The 23,660-nt window shown below is 68.7% G+C and carries 19 protein-coding genes; 7 read left to right on the plus strand and 12 right to left on the minus strand.

Annotated features, from left to right (window positions below):
• Nucleotides 1–19: 19 nt before the first annotated feature.
• The 6 genes from ABJK40_RS19475 to ABJK40_RS19500 all read right to left on the minus strand — a co-directional run bounded on the left by ABJK40_RS19475 (nt 20) and on the right by ABJK40_RS19500 (nt 9,096).
• Nucleotides 20–4,168, minus strand: coding sequence for an alpha-(1->3)-arabinofuranosyltransferase family protein (locus ABJK40_RS19475; protein WP_348478296.1), 4,149 nt, complete (start codon nt 4,166–4,168; stop codon nt 20–22).
• Nucleotides 4,169–4,181: 13 nt separating this feature from the next.
• Nucleotides 4,182–5,228, minus strand: coding sequence for an NAD-dependent epimerase/dehydratase family protein (locus tag ABJK40_RS19480; RefSeq protein ID WP_348478273.1), 1,047 nt, complete (start codon nt 5,226–5,228; stop codon nt 4,182–4,184).
• A 67-nt stretch (nt 5,229–5,295) separates the two neighbouring features.
• A complete protein-coding gene (locus ABJK40_RS19485) occupies nt 5,296–6,342 on the minus strand; it encodes an NAD(P)-dependent oxidoreductase (RefSeq protein WP_348478275.1) in 1,047 nt (348 codons plus the stop codon).
• Nucleotides 6,343–6,348: 6 nt separating this feature from the next.
• Nucleotides 6,349–7,779: a GMC family oxidoreductase gene (locus tag ABJK40_RS19490; RefSeq protein ID WP_348478276.1), complete on the minus strand. Its 1,431-nt coding sequence runs from the start codon at nt 7,777–7,779 to the stop codon at nt 6,349–6,351.
• Nucleotides 7,776–8,147, minus strand: a complete 372-nt coding sequence (locus ABJK40_RS19495) for a hypothetical protein (protein ID WP_348478278.1) — start codon at nt 8,145–8,147, stop codon at nt 7,776–7,778. The genes ABJK40_RS19490 and ABJK40_RS19495 overlap by 4 nt, the downstream gene beginning before the upstream one ends.
• Before the next feature lie 184 nt (nt 8,148–8,331).
• Nucleotides 8,332–9,096 (minus strand): isocitrate lyase/phosphoenolpyruvate mutase family protein, encoded by a 765-nt coding sequence (locus ABJK40_RS19500; RefSeq protein ID WP_348478279.1) that lies wholly within the window; start codon nt 9,094–9,096, stop codon nt 8,332–8,334.
• 193 nt (nt 9,097–9,289) lie between these two features.
• Here ABJK40_RS19500 and ABJK40_RS19505 point away from each other — a divergent pair, with 193 nt between their 5' ends.
• Nucleotides 9,290–10,867: a hypothetical protein gene (locus ABJK40_RS19505; protein WP_348478281.1), complete on the plus strand. Its 1,578-nt coding sequence runs from the start codon at nt 9,290–9,292 to the stop codon at nt 10,865–10,867.
• A 36-nt stretch (nt 10,868–10,903) separates the two neighbouring features.
• Here the strand turns inward: ABJK40_RS19505 and ABJK40_RS19510 are convergent, their stop codons facing one another.
• Nucleotides 10,904–12,310 (minus strand): PLP-dependent aminotransferase family protein, encoded by a 1,407-nt coding sequence (locus tag ABJK40_RS19510; RefSeq protein ID WP_348478283.1) that lies wholly within the window; start codon nt 12,308–12,310, stop codon nt 10,904–10,906.
• Between ABJK40_RS19510 and ABJK40_RS19515 the strand changes: the two genes are divergently transcribed.
• The gene (locus ABJK40_RS19515) at nt 12,309–13,262 is read left to right on the plus strand and encodes a DMT family transporter (protein WP_348478285.1); all 954 of its coding nucleotides are present in this window, start codon (nt 12,309–12,311) and stop codon (nt 13,260–13,262) included. The two genes, ABJK40_RS19510 and ABJK40_RS19515, sit on opposite strands and share 2 nt — an antisense overlap.
• 26 nt (nt 13,263–13,288) lie before the next feature.
• Here the strand turns inward: ABJK40_RS19515 and ABJK40_RS19520 are convergent, their stop codons facing one another.
• Nucleotides 13,289–14,212 (minus strand): HNH endonuclease signature motif containing protein, encoded by a 924-nt coding sequence (locus ABJK40_RS19520; RefSeq protein ID WP_348510379.1) that lies wholly within the window; start codon nt 14,210–14,212, stop codon nt 13,289–13,291.
• A gap of 59 nt (nt 14,213–14,271) precedes the next feature.
• On the minus strand, nt 14,272–14,451 hold the full coding sequence (locus ABJK40_RS19525; protein WP_348478288.1) for a hypothetical protein: 180 nt from the start codon (nt 14,449–14,451) through the stop codon (nt 14,272–14,274).
• A gap of 410 nt (nt 14,452–14,861) precedes the next feature.
• On the opposite strand from ABJK40_RS19525, the gene ABJK40_RS19530 reads away from it, so the two are divergent.
• Nucleotides 14,862–16,445 carry a Ppx/GppA phosphatase family protein gene (locus ABJK40_RS19530; RefSeq protein WP_348478289.1) on the plus strand — a complete coding sequence of 528 codons (1,584 nt, stop codon included), beginning with the start codon at nt 14,862–14,864 and terminating at the stop codon, nt 16,443–16,445.
• A 9-nt stretch (nt 16,446–16,454) separates the two neighbouring features.
• Here the strand turns inward: ABJK40_RS19530 and ABJK40_RS19535 are convergent, their stop codons facing one another.
• From ABJK40_RS19535 to ABJK40_RS19545, 3 genes are read right to left on the minus strand one after another with little or no spacing between them, the layout of a single operon-like run.
• Nucleotides 16,455–17,201 carry a polyprenol monophosphomannose synthase gene (locus ABJK40_RS19535; RefSeq protein WP_348478290.1) on the minus strand — a complete coding sequence of 249 codons (747 nt, stop codon included), beginning with the start codon at nt 17,199–17,201 and terminating at the stop codon, nt 16,455–16,457.
• Nucleotides 17,201–18,553: a glycosyltransferase family 39 protein gene (locus tag ABJK40_RS19540; protein WP_348478291.1), complete on the minus strand. Its 1,353-nt coding sequence runs from the start codon at nt 18,551–18,553 to the stop codon at nt 17,201–17,203. The genes ABJK40_RS19535 and ABJK40_RS19540 overlap by 1 nt, the downstream gene beginning before the upstream one ends.
• A gap of 28 nt (nt 18,554–18,581) precedes the next feature.
• The gene (locus ABJK40_RS19545) at nt 18,582–19,571 is read right to left on the minus strand and encodes a DNA-3-methyladenine glycosylase 2 family protein (RefSeq protein WP_348478292.1); all 990 of its coding nucleotides are present in this window, start codon (nt 19,569–19,571) and stop codon (nt 18,582–18,584) included.
• Nucleotides 19,572–19,618: 47 nt separating this feature from the next.
• On the opposite strand from ABJK40_RS19545, the gene ABJK40_RS19550 reads away from it, so the two are divergent.
• The 4 genes from ABJK40_RS19550 (at nt 19,619) to pucD (ending at nt 23,633) form a co-directional block, all read left to right on the plus strand.
• Nucleotides 19,619–19,867 (plus strand): DUF5522 domain-containing protein, encoded by a 249-nt coding sequence (locus ABJK40_RS19550; protein ID WP_348478293.1) that lies wholly within the window; start codon nt 19,619–19,621, stop codon nt 19,865–19,867.
• A gap of 102 nt (nt 19,868–19,969) precedes the next feature.
• A complete protein-coding gene (locus tag ABJK40_RS19555; RefSeq protein ID WP_348478294.1) occupies nt 19,970–20,836 on the plus strand; it encodes an FAD binding domain-containing protein in 867 nt (288 codons plus the stop codon).
• The gene (locus ABJK40_RS19560) at nt 20,833–21,315 is read left to right on the plus strand and encodes a (2Fe-2S)-binding protein (RefSeq protein WP_348478295.1); all 483 of its coding nucleotides are present in this window, start codon (nt 20,833–20,835) and stop codon (nt 21,313–21,315) included. The genes ABJK40_RS19555 and ABJK40_RS19560 overlap by 4 nt, the downstream gene beginning before the upstream one ends.
• Nucleotides 21,312–23,633, plus strand: a complete 2,322-nt coding sequence (pucD, locus tag ABJK40_RS19565; RefSeq protein WP_348510380.1) for a xanthine dehydrogenase subunit D — start codon at nt 21,312–21,314, stop codon at nt 23,631–23,633. The genes ABJK40_RS19560 and pucD overlap by 4 nt, the downstream gene beginning before the upstream one ends.
• Nucleotides 23,634–23,660: the final 27 nt, after the last annotated feature.

A 23,660-nucleotide genomic window follows, 5' to 3' on the forward strand; every position in this document is an offset into this window, starting at 1 on the left:
CCCGGCCGCCGATGCAGCATCAGTCGGACGATGTTGCGTCGTCCGGTTGCGGGCGGACTCCGCCGGCCAGCGCCCCCGTGACGAGGAGCACGACACCGAACAGCGTCCACGGGTGGAGCCATTCGAAGCGGACGGGCCAGCCGGCATCGGGGAACGGGGTCTCGCTGCGCACGACACTGGTGACGATCAGCGCCGACGCGGTGATCACGGCCACCCCCGCCCACGCGACGAGCGCCGAGCGCCGGAGCACCACTGCGGCCAGCCAGACCGCAGCGATCGGGACCGCCCATCTCCAGTCGATCAGCACGGCCCCGGACACCGTGGCGGCGACCCCCAGTGCCCAGGTCCGGTCGCGAGGCGCGGCCACCGCCGGCGCGGCGGGATCCGGTTCGCCGGTCGCACGACGTGGCCACGCGATCGAGGCGACACACGCCATCACGGCGAGCACCGTGAGCAGGAACGCGATGTTCAACTGGCGCTGCACCGGCCAACGGATCTCGACCCGGGTCGTGGACTCGGTGGGCGAGAGCCACCAGCCGTTCGCATTCCCGTCGATCAGGCGGGGAGGGCCGAGGCGCTGCCCGTCGGCCGTCGCCGTCCACGCGTCGTTGTAGCCCTCGCCGTGGATCACCCAGCATCCGGTCGGGCACGCCGGCACGTCGAGCGACGCTGATCGGGCCGATGACTCCACGACGATCGGTCTCGTCGGGTCGACGGCGCCGGCCGAGTCGACACTCGCTGTCGAGAGCGTGACGCGGTCGACGTGGAAGCCCGTCGTCGATCCGGACGTGGACAGGACGCGATGGGACCCTGCAGGGAGGTCGATCGCGTCACCGCACACGGTCGCTCCGATCGGATCGCCTGCCAGCGCGTCGGCCGTCGCCACGTCGAAGGACACGGCGATCGGATCGCCGTCGAGGGTGAGGAGATCGTCCCGGCACTCCGCCGTGAGGCGTTCGCTCGATCCGACGGTCGGCGAGACCCCGTCGAATCGGATCTCGGAGATCGCGGCAGGCAGGACGGTGGGCTCGTTGAACCGGCGGTTCGGTGTGATGCGCTCGTCGATCGCGACGATCTCGAGGGTGACCCGTGTCAGGTCGACCTCGCGAGGCAGTTCGACCTGCGCGTCCGGGCCGGGCGGGACGGCGATGTCGAACGAACCCTCGTCGTCGGTCACGCGCACGGTCGTGATGGGGGAGAAGCCGTCGTCGTCGGGCACGCCGATCGTCATGTTCGTGGCCGTTCCTGCTCCGGAGTAGGTGACCGACTGACCGATCACGTCGTCGAACGGTGTGATCCAGGTGGAGGCGTCGTCGCCGTCGAAGGCCGCGGCACCGCGATGGTTCGGAGCTCCGGTGAGGTGCGCCGAGGCGGCAGCGGATTCGCCGAGCAACTCCGCGAGGAGTGCATCGTCGAGACGGCGGTCGAGACGGAGGGTGACGGTCGGGTCGACGGTGACGGTGTTCGGAAGTTCGAACTCGCGAGCCAGACGCGGTTCGGGGTCGCTCCGCCACCGGTCGGTGGGCTCGTGGCGCAATCGGGTGAGCACGACGTCGACGCCCGCTGCGTTGGCGAGTCGGCCCATCGCGTCGATCGGCGTGCGGATGATCTCGGTCGTCGGGGCGAGACCCGTGCCGATCTCGACGAATCCGACGCCGCCGATCGCCTCCCCGATCGGCGGTTGCGGCGCGGTGGTCCCGGTGATCGTGATGGTGACCTCGGCGGTCGCCTCGATGTCGATCCGTTGGCCCGTCCCCGTGCGCGATCGTTCGTCGAGGTCGAAGAAGACGGGAGGGGAGCCGTCGACCTCGACGCCGACTCGCGTGATCGTGCGCTCGTCCGGGCCCGCCGGAGGTTGGAGGAGATCGAGGTGGGTGATCGGTTCGGCGATGTCGAGTCGGATGAACTCGCCGACGGCGGGAGCCCGGTCGGCGACGATCCACGCGGTGTCGGGGTCGCCGTCGACCGCCATGACGGGGCGATTCTCGGGCAGATAGGCGAAGCGTTCGCCGTAGCTGCTCGCCTCGACGGTGACCGGGCCGTCCTGGATCGACACGGTCTGCTGGTCGGCGGTGACGACGTCGAACAGCGGGAGGCGTTGGTCGCCGCTCTCGAAGCGCAGCACGTCGGACTCGTCGTCGGCCGACTCGGTGAACCCCGTGACGTCCTGGGAGCTGCGCCACTGGTGCGCACGGTCTCGGTTCGAGTCGGTCACGACGAACCGGTACGCATCGGGGAGTGGAGTCGCTCGATCGATGGAGGCGCTGTAGATCAGGGCTTCGGTGCCGTCGATCACCCCGGCTGCCGCTGCGTCGATGATGCCGTCGCCGCTTCCGGCGAGCACCACGACGTCGTCCTTGACGCGTTCGGTCGGGATCGGGTCCGACACGTCGACGAGGACCACCGGGGGGATCGGCTGGCCGATGCGCGGGTCGCCGAGCGTCCGGTTGTCGATCATCGGGATCTGCGAGCCCATCACGACGGGCTCGCCGAACGACGTCGACTCCAGGCCGCTCAGTTCGTCGACGACCACTTCGGGTCGGGCGAGGCGGAAGCGGTCGTAGGCGACGTCGCCGGAGATCCAGACGGTGTCGATGCCCATCAACCGGGCCACTGCCTCGACGGCGGCGGGTTCGATGGTGTCGGTCTGGAAGCGGTCGTCGAGGGCGAAGGCCAGATCCATCGCCGCGGGGCTCCCGAGGGGGAGGAGGTCGCGCGTGATCAGCGGCCGATCGGTCAACGCCGGGAGGGGTTGGTCGACCGTGTATCCCCACTGGAAGGCTCCGAACTCGGTTCCGGGTACCTGCAGCAGTCGGTAGCCGTCGGGGCGTGCATCGAGGTCGGCCGCGGCGTCGATCCAGGCCTGAGGCGGCTGCTCGTCGCGTTCCAGCGCCTCGTCGACGAAGCCACCGTTGCGCAGCGCCGGCAGTGCAGCGATCGCGACGAACCCGATCGCTCCGGCGGCGAGCACGCGCGGGACGGCGGGGTCGATGCGCACCCGGGGCACGCGAATGCTGGTCACCACCTGGGCTGCGCCGAGGGCGACGCCGATCAGCAGGACGGGAACGGCACGCGTACTGCTGCGCAGTGCGAGGGCCAGGCCGCCCTCGCCGTTCCCGACCAGTAGCGACATGAGAGGAGACGGGTCGTCGATCGGGTGGACGCCGACACCGAGGATGATTCCGGCCCCCACGAGCAGCGCGGCGAACCTGCGGTGCTCCCACCGGCACGCGGCGATGCCGACGAAACCGGTGAGCATCACGAGCCAGCCGAGGAGCACCGTACGGCCCGAGACGAGGTGGTCGAGCGATGCGGTCGTGGTGGCGGCGTAGGCATCACGGACGTAGAACAGCCAGTAGCCGAGCCCACGGGTGACCTCGGTCGAGGTCGAGGTGAACGACACCGCTTCGAGCGACTCGGAGTAGGCCAGCACGTCGGCCCCGTTGCGGCCCTGGATCACCAGCATCACGATCCACCAGAGCGAGACGCCGATGCACAGCGCGCCGGTCCGAGCGGCGGTGGTGAGCGCCCGTCGCCAGGTGATCGAGCGGCCCCATGCCGCGTGGACCAGCCACAGTGCGGGGGCGGGGATCACCATCGCGAGCGCGGTCGCATTGACCGCTCCGACGGTGAGGACGACGAGAGCGATCGCCGCGGGGTATCGCCACCCCGGTCGGCGTGTGGCGAGCACTGTGAACGCGACGATCCATCCGAGCCCCGCCCAGGGCAGCAGCAACACCGAGGTCCGGGAGATGTAGGGAAGCACGTACGGCGAGAGTTGGTAGACGAGGGCCGCGACGAGGGCTGCGAGCGGGTTCGCGCCCAGCACACGCGCGAGTCGGCGGACGCCGAGTCCCGCGACGACGAGGAGCGTGCCGATCCACAGACGATGCGCCACCCAGTCGGGGACGCCGAGCGTGTCGAACAGCCAGTACCAGGGTCCGGTCGGCCAGAGGTAGGCGATGTGTTGGTGAGGCACCCAGCCGGCGAACTGGCGTGGGTCGAACGAGGTGGTGGTGTCGACCAGGAAGCGAGCGGGGTTCAGGTAGACGTAGAGCTTCGAGTCGGTCGGCATCCGACCGGGCGACGCGGTGAGCGACGGTACGTAGGCGAGCAACGCCAGAACGGTGATCGAGATCGCCGTCTGGAACCGGCGCAGCAGGTCCATCACGGCGTCTCCGTCAGGCTCGCGGCAACAGCCTGGAGACCTGCTTGGCGAGTTTCAACACGCCCTGCTTGGAACTGCGTCGGTGATGCGATGCCCCGTCGTCGTCGGTGATCGCACGGTTCTCGACGAACCAGTCGTAGCTCTGCGCGAACATCTCGTCGGTCGACCACAAGGGGGTCCAGTCGAGTTGCTCCTGCAGGTGTTCGAGGTCGAACCACATCGACTTCGAGTACATCATCCAGTGGTACGGGGCGAATGGCGTGATGCCGAGCCCGGCGGTGGCCCTCATCCCCAGTGATGCCGGACCCGCCGGCAGCGAGCGGACCTCGGCTCCGGTCCCGGCGTGGGCGCACAGTGCTTCGAGGGTGTCCCGCATCGTGCCGAAGCGATCGGTTCCGACGTTGAACACGCCGGGCCCGTCCTTGTCCGCGGCGAGGACGCACACGTCGGCGAGGTCGTCGGAGTGGACGAACTGATACCGGTTGGAGCCGTCACCGAGGACGATCGGGTCCTTCCCGTCGGCGATCCACTCGAACAGGATCCCGAAGATCCCGAGCCGACCGTGGCCGAGGATCGTGCGCGGCCGCACGATCGACACGTCGAGCCCGTCACGAGCGGCGGCGAGGCAGGCCCATTCGGCGGCGAGCTTGGCGTGGCCGTAGGCCTCCATCGGCGCCGGGACCGTGTCGGGCAGAACCGGGTTCACCTTCGGCACGCCGAACACTGCGCTCGACGACGTGTGGATCACCTTGCGCACGCCGGCGTCGGCGCTCGCGTCGAGGAGGTTGACCGTGCCGTCGACGTTGACCGTGCGCAACAGCTCCTCGTCCTTGGCCAACGGCACCTGGGCGACGTTGTTGAGCACCACGTCGATGCCCTCGACGGCGTCCCTCACGACCGATCGGTCGCGCACGTCGCCTCGGACGAACTCCACGCCGGTGGGCCGGTCGTCGGCGTCGTTCAGATCGAGCACCCGCACGGTGTGGCCGGAAGCGTGCAACCGAGCGACCACCAGCGCACCGAAGTACCCACTGCCACCCGTCACCAGATACGAAGTCATCGTCGTGCCCCCACACCGAACGGTGTCTGACACCGTTTGGTTTCCCGTTTGGTTTCCGGTCGGCGGGTCACAGTTCGATGCCCTGGTCGATGCACCAGCGGATGCTGGTGCGCATGCCTTCGGCGAGTGACACCTGCGGGTCGTAGCCGAGGTCGGCGCGGGCAGCGGAGATGTCGACGGCGATGTTCTTGTTCATCTCACCCAGCACGTGGAACTGGGTGATGTATCTGCCCGCCTTCTGGGCCGCGGTGTCGATCTTCTCGGCCACGGTGCCCGCCAGGTTCGGCAACCTGAAGGAGTTCGCCTTGACCTCGAAGCCCTCGGCGCGCAGTGCATCGCCCACGGTCTCGACGATCTCGCGCACCGTGTACGGCTCGGCGTCGGCGATCCACCAGCCCGTGCCGGGCTCGGTGTCGGTCAACTCGGCGCGCACGATGCCCTGCACGAGGTTGTCGATGTAGGTCATCGAGCGGACCTGTCCACCGTCGCCGAGGATCGGGAACCTCCCCTTCCTGACCATGGTGAAGAAGGTGGTCTGGCGTGCCGGTTGGTGTGGCCCGTAGAACCAGGGCGGACGCACCATCACCGCGTTCAGACCGCCCTCGACCGCGGCGAGCACGGCCAGTTCGCCGTCCATCTTCGACCGTCCGTAGCCGAGGTAGGGGTGGTAGGGCTCGTCGTTGCCGAAGCGGTCGTTGCGGGCGCCGTTGGTGCCGAACGGACTGTTCGACGAGACGTGGACCACCCGGCGAACGCCGTGGCGCTTCGCCGCCTCCATCACGTTGCGGGTCCCGATGTGGTTCACCGCGTCGAACTCGTCCATCGACGCAGCCGGGTGGATCACGCCGGCGGTGTGGATCAGGTCGACGTCACCGGTCATGCCGTCGAACAACGCGTCGAGGCTGGCCGGGTCGGTCACGTCACCACGCACGACGTCGACGCCGTCGGGGAGGTGCTGCGTGGACTCCTCGGGGCGCACGAGGCCTCGGACGAACCCGGATCTGGCGTACTCGCCGTCGCCGCGGAACGCGGTGACGAGGCCGGTGCCCAGCCAGCCCGATGCCCCGGTCACGATGGTCGTTGCGGGCGCGTCGATGGTGTTCGGATCACTCATGTCCCGTCATCCTGCCCGCTGATCGACGTAACGGCGCGCATTGCGGATCGCAACGGCCATCACCGACGCCTGTGGATTCACGCCGGGAGCCTCCGGAAGCAGCGCCGCGTCGTTGACGAACACGTTGTCGGTCCCGTGAACGAGGCCGTGGCTGTCGGTTGCGCACCGCTTCTCGTCGTCTCCCATCGGAGCGGTCGAGCAGAGGTGCACCGTCATCACACTCGCCTTCGCAGCGGAGAACATCGACGTCATCACGCCGATGTCGGCCCGGCTGCGCACGATCGGTGCACCCTTGAACGCCGGGTAGACCTCCTCGGCGTCGGCTTCGAGCATCACCATCGCGAGGCGGGCCAGACCCTGGCCGAGGAGGTCGCGATCGCGCTTGGTCAGCCGATACGTGACGATCGGGTCGCGCATGCCCGGCACGGCCTGCACGATGCCGCGCCCTTCGCTGGTGATGGCGGCGTAGTAGATCGCCAGGTCGGGCCACGACGTGACCGCCTTGCCGAACTCGCGCCAGTTGTCGCTGAGCGCGAGCGCCACGAGGCCGGGGTGACTCGCCGACCCACCGAGTGAGATGTTCGGCGCGAACTGTTTGACCTGGTAGACCGACACGTCCTCGGGCGTGTTGACGGCGTCGGCGAACTTCGCGGAGAGCTTGACGGTCGGATGCACGGCCAGCGTTCGACCGACACGATGGCGCAGCCCGGCGCGCTGCAGGATCGCCGGGGTCTGGATCGCACCACCGCACACGATGACGTCGCGGAACGCGACGGTGACCGGGCGCCCCTCGTGGGTGAGCCGAGCCGAGACCGCCCGTCGACCGTTGCGGACGATCGTGTCGAGCCGGTGGTCGCACAGGATGCGTGCCCCGGCCTCGAACGCCCGCGGGAGATACGTGCGCGTCATGCTCTGGCGCTTGCCCTCGGTGGCGCCGGCGCCCTCCGGATAGGTCATCCAGCGCGGGATCTCACCGTTCTGCCAGCCGAGTCGATCGGCTCCTCGCTGCAGGATCCGGCTCGCCTCGGTGTGCTCGCCGGGCACCGTCTGCACACTCAGTGATTCCTCCACCTCCTCGCAGATCGACAGGATGTCGTCCGTGGCGAAGTCGCGGATCGAGTACCGCCGCCTCCAACGCTCGAGGGTGTCCTCGGGTGGCCGCCAGTACAGGCCGCTGTTGACCTCGGTGCCCCCGCCCGCACACCGACCCTCGGTGTAGGCGATCGAGGGAATGCCCAAGGCCACCGTCACCCCGCCCGATCGGTACTGCTTGTCCATCTGGTCGAGGGAGAAGGGTGACACCGACCCCTGTTCGATCCACGGACCCTCCTCGACGATCAGGACATCGTGGCCGGCTTCGGCCAGAACGGCAGCGGTGGTTGCGCCACCGGCGCCTGATCCGACGATCAACACGTCGCAGTCGTGGTGGGTGCTCATCCGGCGGGCCTCCCGCCGTCGACGGTGGTGTCGGGCCAGGTCTCCCACACGTACGCGAAGCCCAGCGACCGCACGAGGCGTGGGTACTCGGCGAGCAGTGGAATCGGCATCGTGGTCACGAGTCGACGGACGTTGGCGTGACCGACCACGATCCCGAGGACGTCGAGGAATCGCCCGATCAGCAGCACCCCGAACCGTGTGAGCGACGGCAGGACCCGGACCCGCCGGCCGATGAACTCGATCGCCTCGCGACGACGATCGTCGCTGAGCAGCGGCAACTCGTGGCTCAGCAGGCCGTCCGCGAAACGGGCGACGGTCGCAGGGGTGTCCGTCCTGTTGGACGCAACGGATGGTGCAACGGCCGACATGACCGTGCGAGCCTACCGACCGGCGGGGTGCTGGCGGAAGTGTCCGAAGATCAGCGGATCGCACGGTGTCCCGTCGAGGATCTGCGAGTGTCGCAGGCGTGCCGCACGGTCGCAGGTCCCGACCGACGGGGCGTCGAGCACCACTGGCGCGTCCCGGCACCGACGCCGGTCCGGTGCCACCTGGTCAGCTGATCCAGGGTGTGACGAGTTCGGTGATCGACTCGGTCAGTGTCATCTGGAGGAACGGGCCGAATGACACCCGGTGCACGCCCATCGCGCGCAGGTCGTCGAGGGAGCCGGCTGCGGAGCCGTTGACGGGGTGGGCGATGACGTTGACCGGTCCCATGAGCTCGTCGAGCAGTGTTCGCACCGCGGTGGCATCGGGCGCCTTGACCGGGTAGACGCATCGGGCGCCGGCCTCCTCGCAGGCGCGCAGACGACGGATCGCCTCGGCGAGCGGGTCGTCGAACACCTCGGTTCTCCCCAGGAAGGCGTCGGTGCGGGCGTTGACGACGAGTGGAACTCCGGTGGCGTCGGCTGCGGACCGGAGTGCGCCGATGTAGTCGGCGTGCTCGGCGGCCGAGCGCAGACGCTTCTCGGAGTGGACGGTGTCTTCGATGTTGATGCCGACCGCTCCCGCATCGAGGATCCGCTCGACGAGTTCTGCAGGGGCGGTGTCGTAGCCCGACTCCATGTCGGCGCTCACCGGCACGTCGACCGCGGCGGTGATCCGACGGATGCCGTCCAGGGCGTCGTCGAGCGACATCGCCTCGTTGTCGCCCTGCCCGCGCGAGTCGGCGAGGGGGTGACTGCCGATCGTCAACGCAGGGGATCCAGCGGCGACGATCGCTCCGGCCGACCACGCGTCCCACACCGTCGGCAGCACCAGCGTGGTGCCTGAGTGGTGGAGATCGAGCAGTTGCTGAGCACGAGTCGCGAGGTCTGCCATGAGCACCATCCTGGCAGGCACGAGACCGGAGTTCGGCGCAGAGTGCGCTCGCAACCCGAGGCGGCACGGCGAGCGGACCTGTCGCCGGTTTGGTTGACTGGGCCACGTGGGAACGGCGGGAGCGACTGTGGGTTCCCGAGCCGGGTTCGCAAGGCGGGCGCCGTGGCTCTTCCCGTGTCTGGTCGTCCTCGCCGTGACCACCGGGGTGCTCGTCACCGGGGTACGTGGCGCGGACTACCCGGCACATCTGCTGCGGGCGTGGGTGTGGGATCGGTCCGGCTTCGGGGTGTGGAACAACCACTGGTACGGCGGGCACTCGACCCCGGGGTACAGCGTGATCACCCCGGTGCTCACCGCGTGGTTCGGACCGGTGACGGTGGTCGCCATCGCGTCCCTCGTCGGCACGTGGGCGTTCTCCTCGCTCACCGACCGACTCGCTCCGGGACCGACGACGCACGCAGCGAATGCGGTGTTCGCGTTGGGCGCCGGCGTCAACATCGTGGTCGGGAGGGTGTCGTTCGGGCTCGGTTTCGCCCTCGCGCTGAGCGCACTGCTCGCGTGGCACCGCAGGTACGTCCCGCTCGCAGTGATGCTGGCGCTCGTGACACCACTCGCGAGCCCGGTTGCGGCCGTGTTCCTCGGGATCGCGGCGGGCGCCGTCGCGCTCGACGGTGTCCGCCGTGAGAGGGCTGGCCACCTGGATCTGGACCGTGCGATGGTGCGTGCGGCGTTCGCGATCGGCGCGGCCACGGCGGCGCCCCTGCTCGTGGTCGCTGTGCTCTTCGGTTCCGCCGGACGGTTTCCGTTCCGCACCGGTCACTTCCTGGTCTCGATCGTGGTCCTCGGGTTCGTCGCCTGGCGGTTGAAGATCCGGGCCGTACGTCTGGCGTGCGCACTGTCGATCATCGCATCGATCGCCGTGTGGATCGTTCCCAATCCACTCGGCGGCAACTTCCTCCGGCTCGCCCAGCTCGTCGGCATCCCGCTCGGCGTCACCGCCCTGGCGGCATTCGATGATCGCCGGCGGCGCTGGTTCGGGGTCCTGGCCGTCGTCGGGGTCGCGTGGGCGATGATGCCCGGCTTCAAAGCTGCCGTGGCATGGTCGGGTGATGACTCCACGGCGGTCGAGTACCACCTCCCGCTCATCGACCAGGTCGAATCCCGGAACCGTGACGGCCGACCGGTCGGCCGCTTGGAGATCCCGTTCACCGACAACCACTGGGAAGCGTGGTTCGTCGCGACCGAATTGCCGTACGCCCGCGGCTGGGAGCGCCAGGTCGATCTCGCCAGGAACGAAGAGCTCTACGAGCTCGACGGCGACCAGCTCGGCACCGAGGAGTACCACACGTGGCTCCACGACAACGCCGTTCGGTGGATCGCCCGGCCCGACGCCGCGCTCGACGAAGGCGGCGTCGCCGAGGCCGGACTCCTGGACCAGGAGGGAGTCGTCCGCGACATCCCGTGGCTCCAGGTCGTCTGGCGCAACGACGACTGGACGCTCTACGAGGTGCTCGACTACGTGCCGATCGTCGATTCGCCCGCCGTGCTCGTGAGCCAGGATGCCGACAGCGTCGTCCTGCGCACCGACCAGGCAGCTCTGACGACGGTGCGCTTCGCGTACAGCGACGAACTCGAGATCGACGGCGGCGCCTGCCTCGATCAGGATGCGAACGGGTGGATCGTCGCTCGGCTGCCGAACCCCGGCACGTACCGCATCGCGGTCGACGTGCACGAGGCGCTGCCCGGCGTGGAGTCCGACGACTGCTCCTGAGCAGCCCTCGAGCTGTCGGACGAGTTGCTCGCCCGATCAGCCCAGTGGTTGTGGTCGATGTCCTTCGAGCGCTGAGCCGAGTCGTTCGACACCTTCACGGATCTGGGTGGCGGGCATGGACGCGTTGCTCAGTCGGATGTGCGTGGATCGTGGGTCGCTCGGATACCACTGGTTCCCGGCGATGATCGACACGCCTCGTCGAAGCGCTGCGTCTCGAACGGCGACGGCGTCGAGGTGGGGCGGGAGGCCAAGCCAGAGGTGAAGCGGTCCTCCGACGATGGGCGGTTCCCAGCAGTCGATGGCGCCGATGGCGTCGCGGAGTGCTGCTTGTCTGGTTCGAAGCTCGAGGCGCATGGCGCGCAGGTGTCGTACCCAGCCGGTACTGGTCACGACGTTCAGTGCGGTCTCCTGCAGGATCGGCGAGACGAAGAAGTCCTCGACGGTTCGCATTGCCTTGAGCCGCTCGGCGATGACACCCTGCGATGCGAGGCCGGCGATGCGCATCGACGGCGCAACCGATTTCGAGAGCGAACGGATGTGGATGACATGGCCGTTCGGATCGTCGGATGCGAGAGGACGTGACCGGGTCGTCGGGTCGTCGAGGTCGTACAGCCAGTCGTCCTCGATCAGGATCAGACCGCGCTCGGCAGCCAGTTCCATGAGGGGCCTGCGCCGCTCCACGTGGAGGTGGACACCCGTCGGATTGTGGAACCGCGGTTGGAGATAGACGAGTCGGGCACCGGTCGCTTCGATGACCGCTTCGAGTTGGTCGACACGGACGCCTGAGTCGTCGGCCGCCACCGCTGCAGGAGTCAGGCCGGCGGCCCGGCACGCAGCGATCGCTCCGATGTAGCTGGGGGTTTCCATGACGACCGTGTCGCCCGGGAGGGCGATCGAACGGAAGATGAGCGACAACGCGGCTTGGCCCCCCGACGTGATCAGCACGTCATGTCGGCGCTTCGGGTGCAGTTCGGCGGCGAACCACGATCGGAGCGGTTCGATCCCTTCGCCGGGAGCACGTCCGTAGGTCCCGGGCCGCCGGGCGGCGTCGCGCATCGCCTTGGTCAGCAGCGCGATCGGCTGGAGCGTGGCGTCCGGATAGCCGCTCGCCAGGTCGATGGTGTCGGGTGGCGCAGCCACTTGGAGGGGCCCCGGGAAGTCGATGTCGAGGTGATGAGGCGACAGCGCAGCGGTCTGCCATCCGCGATCCACGTCATCGGACTGCCGGGTCGGCGTCGCGAGAATGAAGGTGCCGCTGCCGGAGATCGTCTCGATCCGCTCGGCCCGCACCAGTTCGCTCACGGCCGCCCGAACCGTCGCCGGACTCACGCCGAGTTCTGCCATCAAGGTGCGCACCGAGGGCAGTCGGTCTCCGGCGCTGCCGGCAGTGATGATCGCGTCGAGGTGACCGACCACCCGACGCGCAGCGCTATCGTGAATCATGAGAGACAAGAGTAGCGCTATCCACGGCCGCAGTGAATCGGTCGGCCTCGTCTTCGGATTCGTCGGCATAGTGATCTTCTCGCTGAGCCTCCCAGCGACACGCGAAGCCGTCGAGGCGTTCGGAGCCTGGACGGTCGGTTTCGGACGGGCTGTTCTCGCAGCGGCATGTGCTGCAGGCGTCTTGGCCATCACCCGAACACCAGGACCCGACCGTCAGCACCTGAAGTCTCTGCTCATCATCGGCGCCGGAGTGATCGTCGGCTTCCCGCTCTTCACCGGTCTCGCACTCGAGACATCGACGGCGTCGCGAGGCGCAATCGTGATCGGTGTGCTGCCGGCGGCGACCGCGTTGGTGGCCACGCTTCGCCACGGCGAACGACCGAGCTGGCAGTTCTGGCTCGCAGCGTGTGGCGGTCTCGCCACCGTCGTGATCTTCTCGATCGCGACCGGCGCGAACGGCCGCCCCGAGCTCGCCGACGTGTTCTTCGTCCTCGCTGTCGCGTCCGCTGCGGTCGGATACGCCGAAGGCGCCGTGCTGACCAAGGAGATCGGTGGATGGCACACGATCTCGTGGGCGTTGATCGTCGCGCTGCCGCTGACTCTCCCTGTTGCGACGGTGTCCCTCGCGATGCACGGCGTCGACCAGCCCGAGTTCTCCAACTGGGCCGGCCTGGCCTACGTGTCGCTGTTCAGCATGTACCTCGGATTCTTCGCCTGGTACGCCGGGCTCGACATCGGTGGAGTCGCACGAGTCAGCCAGATCCAACTCCTGCAACCCATGCTCACCCTCATCTGGGCGGCCCTCCTCCTGGACGAGGCGATCACCGTCGCCGGAGTCACCACCGCCGGACTCGTGCTCGCCTTCGTCGCCGCATCCAGACGATCATCGATCGTCCGGCCGGCTGCATCGAGCGATGCGATCACCGATCGGCACGCACCCTCGGTGCGCTGAGTACCCAGTCGGCCACTCCGGGACGGTCACGCTGCCGGCTCACGACAACAGGCTCGAAGGCGTTGGCGAGCCATGTGTTGTCGGCGTCGGATCTCGTCGGGGTCGTCGGGTGGGTCGACGTCGGGATCGAACCGGGGTGTGCGGGTGCCGACGGGCAGAATGACCGTGCCATCGGGCCGCACGGTGTCGTCGATTCCGTTGTCGGCGCGTCGGCGTCTGAGTTGCAGTCGATGCTTCGCGATGTTGTGGCTGCGACACAACACGCCGGCGTTCGACTGGTCCGTCCGACCGTCGTCGCCCCACTCGATGTCGTGATCGACATCGGACCATCCGGCCGGCAGATCACATCCAGGGTGATGGAAGTGCCGGACCAGGAGCTTGGCGGCCTGGCGGGCTGCGCCTTCGAACAGTCGCTTCGTGCGACCGAAGTCGACGACGTGCCCATCGGCATCGAGGACCACCCGACGCACGTGACCTACCGGCACGGCGCGAAGCACTTCGTGGGGATGCACGGGTCGACCGGGGAACCATCGACCGAGGTCGGGGCCAGGCCTCCGGCGGCCAGGATCCGGGCGAACGTGCGCGCATCGATCACGACGTTCACCACGGATCCCGATGACCTCGTCGGTGGTGACGCCATCGCCACCGAACACGCGCACGTCGAGCGTGTGACCCACCTCGTTCACCGCGGCGCTGCGATGCTCGATCGCATCGTCACGCTGGTCGTGCGCGCCGTCGGCGTCGGCGTCGGCCAGGGCCACGAAGTGTTCCACCGTGCCTGCGAAGCCCTCGAAGCACATCTCCTCGGCATTCGCCAACAACGACTCGACGACGTACGGCAGAGCGTCTCGGATGCGGCGGATGGCGTGCGTCGCTGCGAGAACGGCGACCTGAGGGCCGCCGACACGCCGGCATCTCCACGCCTCGCCAATCGAGGGATGGGCGTTCACCGCAGTTGCGACGGATCGCAAGCGTCGTGTCTCGTGATTCGACCAGTTGCACGTGGCCTTCAGATGCCCGTCATCGAGCGGTGACCGTCGTGAGCGTCGACACCTCGAGCGTCGGCCATCGCGATTGCCGCGGCCAGTTCAGCTTCGACCCGGCGACGCTCCGGTTCGAGCGTCCCGATCCGGTCGGTCAGGGCATCGTCGTCGAGGTCGACCAGACCGGATACGACGTCTTCGAACATGTGCCGATTGTGCCGAACACGCGCGCGACCGACAGCCCTCCACACTGGGGCGGACGACGAGCAACCACCGGACACAGTGCGTTCCCGGCAGATCACGCTCGAAGGGCTCGAGCCGGCCCCGCCCGACACCGCCGGGACCCCGTCGCCTCTGCGTGGCCGAGCGGCGTGTCAGGACCACCGAGGTGCGTCACCGAGCCGTGTACGGCCGAACAAATCTCCGAGATTTCCCGCTCGATCGGTTGACGCGACATCATCGGCATCATCTCACGCTGGTCGACCGACGATCGTCGCAACCGCCGACACCCCAGAGCAGGGAAGCGCAACGGACCCCGCCCGACATCGCCGGGACCGGTCGGGTGGAGGCAGTGACGGGTCGCGGATCGTCGCTGCGCTGCTGACACACTGACGACGTGGCGAGAGCGGACATCAAAGCGGCCGTCGACATCGGGACGAACTCGATGCACCTGGTCGTCGCCCGCATCGCCGAGCACGGCGGATTCGAGATGTTGACCACCGAGAAGGACATGGTCCGCCTCGGTGAGGGTGCCGGGGAGATGAAGGAACTGTCCGCCGAGGCGATTGACCGCGGCGTCGCGTCGCTGGCCCGCCTCAAGGAGGTGGCCGGTAGCTACGGCGACGTCGAACTGGTCGCAGTGGCGACGAGTGCAGTGCGCGAGGCGACCAACAGGGCGGACTTCATCCGGCGGGTACGCAGCGAGGTCGGCATCGACGTCGAGGTGATCACCGGGTTCGAGGAGGCCCGTCTCATCCATCTCGGAGTGCTCCAGGCGCTGCCCGTGTTCGATCGCCGTCTGCTCGTCGTCGACATCGGCGGCGGCAGCACCGAGTTGTGCGTCGGCACGGGTGATCAGGTGATCGAGGCGCGCAGCATGAAGCTCGGCGCCATCCGGCTGACTCAGCGGTTCTTCGCCGACGTCGACCGCGGCGACGGGTCCGTCTCGTCATCAGCGGTCGAGGCGTGTCGCCGCTACGTCCGATCGGCACTCGCTCCCGTCGCCCACGACCTCGGTGGCCACCAACCGGAGATGACGGTGGGCTGTTCGGGGACGATCTCGACCATCGCGGCGATGGCGCTGGCGGCACGGGGAGACAAGCCCCGCCATCTGAACGGCGCGATCTTCACGGCGGAGGACGCCGAGGACGTCGTGGCGGCCCTGACCTCACGCACCGCTGCGGAGCGACTGGAACTCTCGGGGCTAGATGCCAAACGGGTCGACATCATCGTCGCCGGAGCGATTCTCCTCAGCGAGATCCTGACCGCGTTCGGTGTGTCGGAAGTGACCGTGTCGGAGTACGCCCTACGTGAAGGCGTGCTCTTCGATCGCTTCGGACGCGCTGCCGGGCAGGAACTGAGCAATCTGCGGCGGACCAACCTCCTGCGGCTCGCACACCAACTCGATCCCGATCCGCCACACGCCGAACACACCGCACTCCTCGCGACGTCGCTGTTCGACCGCACGACACAGTTGCACGGCCTCGGCGACGACGCCCGCGAACTCCTCGACGCCGCAGCGCTCGTGCACAACGTGGGCCTGTCGATCAGCCACTCGAGCCACCACAAGCACACGTACTACGTGGTTCGCCACAGCGAGCAGTTGACCGGGTTCACCGAGCACGAGGTCGAGATGATCGCCGTGATCGCGCGGTACCACCGCAAGAGCCGGCCGAGGACGAAGCACCCCGAGTTCGCCTCCTTGTCGCCCGAGGACCGCAAACTCGTGGAGATCCTCGCCGGCATGCTCCGGATCGCGATCGGCCTCGATCGTCGCCACGCCGGATCGGTCCGCTCCGTCCGGGCGATCACCAGCGACCGTTCGCTCCTCGTCGAGCCGGTCGGCTCCGACCCGGACCTCGACCTGGAGCTGGAGATCTACGCCGCACGGGAACGGTCGGATCTGCTCGGCGAGGCGCTCGACATCGACGTGACCATCGGACAACCGGCGCTGCGCGATGCGACCACGCCGTCGTCGTGATGCCGCCGTTCAGTCGTGGTCGTTGTACGCCCGCCGACGACGACGGAGCGTGATCGCGTCGCCGACCGCCCACCAGGTGACGAGCAGGAACGCCTCGCGCACGATGTTGCCGCTCATCTTCGATGCACCCGCGACACGGTCACGGAACACGATCGGAACCTCCACGATGCTGCATCCGGCGGCGACCGCCCGATAGGTCATCTCGATCTGGAAGCCGTACCCCTCGGCACGGACGGCGCCGAGATCGATGCGTCGCAGAGTGTCGGCCCGATAGACCCGGTAGCCGGCGGTCGCATCGTTGATCGCCAGGCCGAGAGCGATCGCCGCGTAGCGGTTTCCCCAGCGGGACAGCCACGTGCGACGGCGCGGCCAGCCGACGACGGAGCCGCCGGGGATGTAGCGCGAACCGATCACGACGTCGATGTCGCGTCGGGCCAGGTCGAGCATCATCGGAAGCGCTGCGGGGTCGTGGGAGAGGTCGGCGTCGATCTCCACGACGGCGTCGTATCCGTCGGCGAGTGCGAGGCCGAAGGCATGCACGTATGCGTCGCCCAGACCCTTCTTCTCGTCACGCTCGACGATGCGGAGCCGACCTCCGAAGTCGGGCCTGGAGCGCACGATCGACCGGGTGCCGTCGGTCGAGGCGTCGTCGACGACGAGGACGTCGGCATCGGGAACGTGCCGGTCGAGCCCATCGAGGAGATCGGCGATGTTGTCGGCCTCGTCGTGGGTCGGCACGACGACCAGCGTGCGCATCACGGGATGGCGCCGAACACGCCGTACAGGTTCGTGAGGATGCCCAGGCCCGCGCCACAGACGATCAGCACGAAGTTCCAACTCTGGTGTTCCCAACTCAATGCGTCGTCTCCGGGTTCGACCTCGGGGTCCGCACCGATCCCCGCACGCCCGCCGGGTTGGGGCCACCACGCCGCCACGGCGATGAACAACGGGAACGCGGTGAACACGAATCGCGGACGGGCCGTGACGGTCTCGGGGATCAGCATCAGCGCGACGACGACGGCGCTGAACGCGACCCAGGGGAGCGGGAGACGCTTCTTCCATGCCGCGAACGCCATGAGTGCGAGCGCACCGAGCGACAGGACGGTGAGTGCGTCGGCGGTGGAGTCGAACGGGCTGGTGATGAAGCTGAACGTGTTCTCCACGGCCGTCGCCCCGAAGCTCGTCCCCTCGGACCACGCCTCGGTCTGCACGCGGAACCAGGCCCCGCGTTCGCCTGCGACGTCGTCGACGTACAACTGGAAGCCGATGAAGCCGAGCGGTGCGAGCAGCACCGACAGCAACGACGACCACTGACGCTTGGTCTTGACCGCGATGGCCGCCGCGACCAGGCAGGCGAACACGATCGCCACGCCGTTCGGTCGGGTCGCGGTCGCGAGCGCCGCAGCGAGGCCGGCGAGCAGCCACTGCTCGTCGTACAGGAGCAGGAGGCAGGAGGCCGCGAAGACGATGAACAGCGCTTCGGAGTAGGCGAACGAGAGGACGAACGATCCGGGGAACACGGCGAACAGCACCATTGCCCGCGCCGCCACCGACGCCGAGAAGACGCGTCGTGCGAGCAGGCCGACCAGCACGACGGCGACGGCACCCAACACGAAGTTCAGGAACAGGGCGGCGGCCGTGTCACCGCCGGGGAGCACCGAATCGAGCACGCGGACGGCCCCGGGGTACATCGGGAAGAACGCGGCGCGTGCCTCGGTCTGCTCGTAGGTGATGTCGGCGGGGATGCTGTCCGGATAGCCGTTGCGGACCAATTCGAGGTACCAGCGCCCGTCCCACGACGTGAACACGCCGGTGATCAGGCTGATTGCACTCTCCTCGGCCTCACCGTCCTGGCGGGCGTCGATCGTGACCTGTGACGCCCGGACGATCGCACCGCCGAGCACGCACAGGCGCGACACCACGTAGGCGATCAGGCCGACCATCACCGCCCGACGCCAGCGGAGTTCTTCGATGTCCGGAACGGTCTCCTCGACGTCGGACGATGCGTGCGGGGTCGACGGCGTCGCCTCGTCGTCGGGCGCCGGGGGAGGCAGGCTCTCGACGGACGTGTCGTCGTCCATGGTGCTCTCGTCAACGGTGTCGGTCATCGGCGGCTTCTCGTGAGGATCTGGGGGTTCACCAGCGCGACATCGACACGATGCGTTGCTTGGGTCCGAACTTCGGTGCGCCTCGGCCGTGGGCCGTGACGGCTCGCACGACACGGCCGCGTCGGCCGGTGTAGGGCGCGAGCAGTTCGAGCATACGCTCGTCGGTCGCACGGGCCTCGTCGGCGAGGTTCCAGCCGATGATGTTCTTGACGTGGAAGTCGCCCACCGGCACCGCGTCGACGTCGCCCATGGCGGGACCCGTGACGCAACCGGTCGTCCACACGCCGACACCGGGGATCAGTCGAAGGAGTCGTGCGGCCTCGGTTGCCTCGAGCTGCGCCCAGTCCCAGAACTTCGACGCGTGCCGGGCCACTTCGATCAACGGTTGCGCCCGCTTGCGCTCGACGCCGAGCGGGTGGAACCACCAACTCGGCTGGCGCCGCAACACGTCGGGCGCCGGTGGGACGACCAGACCCGCGAACGGGCCCGGCGCCTCCTCGCCCAATTCCCGACACAGGACCGTCCACTGGTGCTTCGCCTCGAGCGCGGTGATGCGCTGTTGGAGGATCACCGGCAACAGCTCGTGGTACAGCGTGCCGCTCGCCCCGAACCGGACGAACCGGTTCGCCCGAGCCGCTGCGGCCACGACCGGGTGGGCGTCGAACTCGAGCGTGGCGTCACCCTGATCCGATTCGCCGATCATGAGAGGGACCCGTGCCAGGAGCCACGCAGCTCCGGGCCCCCACGCGTCGGCGTCGACGGCTGCGCCACTCGACCAACGGAGGTGCACCGTGGCGGGCCCGTCGGGTGTCCAGGTCGCTCGCACGAACCGACCGGCCGCCTGCGGACCCTTCCCGACGCGGTCGATCCACGTGGTGGGGTCGTTGCGGCCGTGTCGGTACCAGGACAGCGTGGCACCGAGATCCACACCGTTCACGGACGCCCGGCGGTCCGGCGTCGCGTCGTCGCCGACGGGAGTGCGGTCCGCGATCCGTGTCCGTCGATCCAGTACCGCCATCGGTGCGAACGTACCAGTCCCGACGGGGCCACTCGTAGGCTCTCGCCGTGGATCATCCGCCGGAGTCGAGCGTCCGCCTCCGCGACGGATGGATCTCGACGCCGCACCCGACGCGTCTCGCCGCCGACGACGTGCGGGCGACCGAGATCCTGGAACGCCACCGCGCGGCGGTCGACGCCAACCTGCCGACCTACGCGGATCCGCTGAGCGGTTTCAGCGTCTTCACGGCCGCGTTCCTGGCCCGGCGCGGATACTGCTGTGAATCGGGCTGTCGCCACTGCCCGTTCGTCGTCTGAGGTGGCGCGCCGGCTCACGAGTGCTCGATCCCGGCGTTTCGGCAGCGTGAACGCTGGGGCGGGTCCGACCATCCGGGTCGAACGTTTTGTACAGTTCGCGTCATGACGGTTGCCGTCCCCACCTCCCTCGACGACGCGGTCCGACTGCTCGGAGAGCACCCCGACGCCATGCTGCTGTCCGGCGGAACCGATGCGATGGTCGAGATCAACGACGGCCATCGCCGCCCGGACGACCTGGTGATCGCCCTCAACCGGGTCACCGACCTGCGGTCGTGGCGCCACGACCCGGTCTCCGGTGTGGTGACCATCGGTGCGGGCGTCACCTACACCGAGCTGATGCAGCCGCCGATCGCCGAGCTCCTGCCGGCCCTGGCCGAAGCATCACGCACCGTCGGCTCACCGCAGATCCGCAATGCCGGCACGCTCGGCGGCAACCTCGGCACCTGCTCGCCGGCCGGTGACGGTCTTCCCGTCCTCTCGGCGCTCGACGCCCAGGTGCGACTGGTGTCGGCCACCGGCGAGCGCACCATCTCCGTCCACGAGCTGATGGTCGGGGTGAAGCGCACCTCGCTGGAACCCGGGGAGATCATCGCCGAGATCGTCCTGCGGGTCCGCGACGGTTGGCAGGGGTACGCGAAGGTCGGTGTGCGCAATGCCATGGTGATCGCCGTGGCCAGTGCCTGCCTCGCCGTCGATTCCGCCGAACGGAAGGCGGCGATCGCGCTCGGCTCCGTCGGCCCGACGATCATCCGCTGCACCGATGCCGAGCAGCAGATCGCGTCCGCCGTCGACTGGTCCGCCGGCACGGTCGGCTCGGAGGCGCTCGACGAGTTCGGTCGACTCGTCAGTGCGGCCAGCACCCCGATCACCGACCACCGCTCGAGCGCCGACTACCGACGACACGCCGTCGGGGTCCTCGGCGCCCGGCTCGCCCGGCGGGCCTTCACAGTGCAGGGAGATTCTCAGTGAGCAACCAGATCTTCACGTTGCGGGTCAACGGAGCGGACCACGACGTGGCCGACTCCTGGCTCGGCGAGAGCCTCCTCGACGTGCTGCGCGACCGGATCGGGCTGATGGGCTCGAAGGGCGCTTGCACGCAGGGGGAGTGCGGCTCGTGCAGCGTCACCGTCGACGGCAGCCTCGTCTGCTCGTGCCTCGTCATGGCGGCCACCGCCGTCGACCAGGAGATCGTCACGATCGAAGGTGTGGCGCCCGTCGGCGCTCCGAGCGATGTGCAGCGGGCTTTCGTCGACGCAGGCGCCGTGCAGTGCGGGTTCTGCACGCCGGGCCTGATCATGGCGGTCCACGATCTGCTCGAACGCACGCCGGAACCCAGCGACACCGAGATCCGTGAGGAGCTGGCCGGCAACGTGTGTCGGTGCACGGGCTACGGGCGGATCATCGATGCCGTCCAACAGGTGTCGGTCGCTCGCGGAGGTGCACGATGACCGACACGCTCACCGGCACCGCATCTCATGCGACGGTCCGACCCGGCACGATCGGCGACTCGCCCGTCCGCCCCGACGGCATCGAGAAGGTGCAGGGCACGTACGCGTTCTCGTCGGACCTCTCCGCCGACGGGTGCCTGTTCGGCGCCACTCTGCGCTCGCCGCATCCGTCCGCACGCATCGTCTCCATCGACGTGTCAGCGGCGTGGAAGATCACCGGCGTGGAGGCCGTCATCACCGCCGACGACGTCCCGGGCCAAGCCACGTACGGCTTGATCAGCCAGGACCAACCGGTCTTCGCCTCCGACGTGGTGCGCTACGTCGGCGAACCGATCGCGGCCGTCGCCGCGATCGACCCCGAAACCGCACGACGAGCGCTCGCGGCGATCGACGTCCGCTACGAGGTGCTCCCGCCGTTGCTCGACCCCGAGGTCGCGATCGCCGGCGGCCACGAACCGATCCATCCCGACGGCAACCTGATCCGCCACCAGCGCATCGTCCACGGCGACACGTCGGCCACGGGCCCGATCGTCATCGAGGGCACCTACGAGATCGGCATGCAGGACCAGGCGTTCCTCGGTCTCGAAGCGGCGATCGCCCACCCCGACCCGGGCGCCGACGGCGTCGAACTCCACGTCGCCACCCAGTGGCTCCACGAGGATCGCAAGCAGATCGCCGCATGCCTCGGCTTCTCCGAGTACAAGGTGCGCCTCGTGCTCGGTGGCGTCGGGGGAGCGTTCGGCGCCCGTGAGGACATCAGCCTCCAGGTCCACTCGTGTCTCCTGGCTCTGCGGCTCGGGCGACCCGTGCGCATGGCGTACTCCCGCGCCGAGAGCTTCCTCGGCCACGTCCACCGGCATCCGGCCACGATCTGGATGCGTCACCACGCCGACGCCGACGGTCGCCTGGTCAACGTCGAGGCACGCTTCGTGTTCGACGGCGGTGCGTACGCGTCCACGTCGTCGGCCGTGCTGATCAACGGCATCACCATGACCCAGGGTCCGTACCGGTGCGAGAACGGGACCGTCGACGGCTACGCCGTGCGGACCAACCACCTCCCGTGCGGAGCGATGCGCGGCTTCGGCGCGGTGCAGGCCTGCTTCGCCTACGAGTCGCAGATGGACCGCATCGCCGCCGCAGCGGGAATCACCGCCGAGGAGGTGCGGCTGCGCAATGCGATGCGCACCGGCGACACGCTGCTCACCGGCCAACCGGTGCTGAACGTCGCTCCCGTCGAGGAGTGCATCCGCGAAACCGCAGCCCTGCCGCTGCCCGACGAACCGGTCGGCGGGCACGCACGGGCGGACGGGTCGCCCGACGCGATGAAACTGCCGGGCGGAGCGGGTCGCACCGCCGACGCCGGCGACATCGTGCGCGGCATCGGCTGGGGCGTGTCGATCAAGAACCTCATGTACTCCGAGAACTTCGACGACTACTCGACGGCGCGCTGCCGTCTCGCCGACGGAGTCGCCACCCTCAAGTTCGCCACGGCCGAGGTCGGCCAGGGTTTCATCACCATCGCCGGCCAGATCGCCCGGACCGTCCTCGGAGTCGACGACGTGGTGCTCGACGTGATCGACACGACGATCGGATCGGCCGGGTCCACCTCGGCGTCCCGGCAGACGTGGATGAGCGGGGGAGCGGTCGATGCCGCCTGCCGTGCCGCCCGCGAGCGCCTGTTCGAAGCCGTCGGCGCGGCACACGGCATCGAGCCGGTTCGACTGATGATCGACGGCACCGACGTGATCGACACCGCCGGCGACCTGCGGATCCCCGTTGCCGAGGCGTCGTCCGGGCTCGACATCGACGAGACCGTCGAATACCACCACCCGAAGACCGACGACCTCGACGAGAACGGCCAGGGCAACTGCCACACCGCATTCGCCTTCGTCGCTCACCGCGCCGTGGTCGACGTCGACCCCGAGCTCGGGCTGGTCAAGGTCGTGCAGATCGCCACGGCACAGGACGTCGGCAACGCACTCAATCCGCTGTCGGTCACCGGGCAGATCGAGGGCGGCATCGCACAGGGTCTGGGTCTGGCGCTGATGGAGGAGATCATCCAGATCGACGGTGTGATCCGGAACCCGAACTTCACGGACTACCTCCTCCCGACGTTCCTCGACATGCCGCCCGTCGTGGCCACGTTGATCGAGCAGCCCGACCCGCACGCGCCACTCGGCGCGAAGGGTGTCGGTGAGCCACCCTGCATCTCGTCCACCCCGGCGATCGTCGCGGCGATCCGCGACGCACTCCGTCAGGCGGGAGTCGACAAGCCGTTGAACCGGGTCCCGGTCCGCCCGTCCGACATCTGCCTGTGAGCAGCTGCGACGCCCGGAGTCACTGAC

It is taken from the genome of Ilumatobacter sp. (genome assembly GCF_039969435.1).
Taxonomy (GTDB): domain Bacteria; phylum Actinomycetota; class Acidimicrobiia; order Acidimicrobiales; family Ilumatobacteraceae; genus Ilumatobacter_A.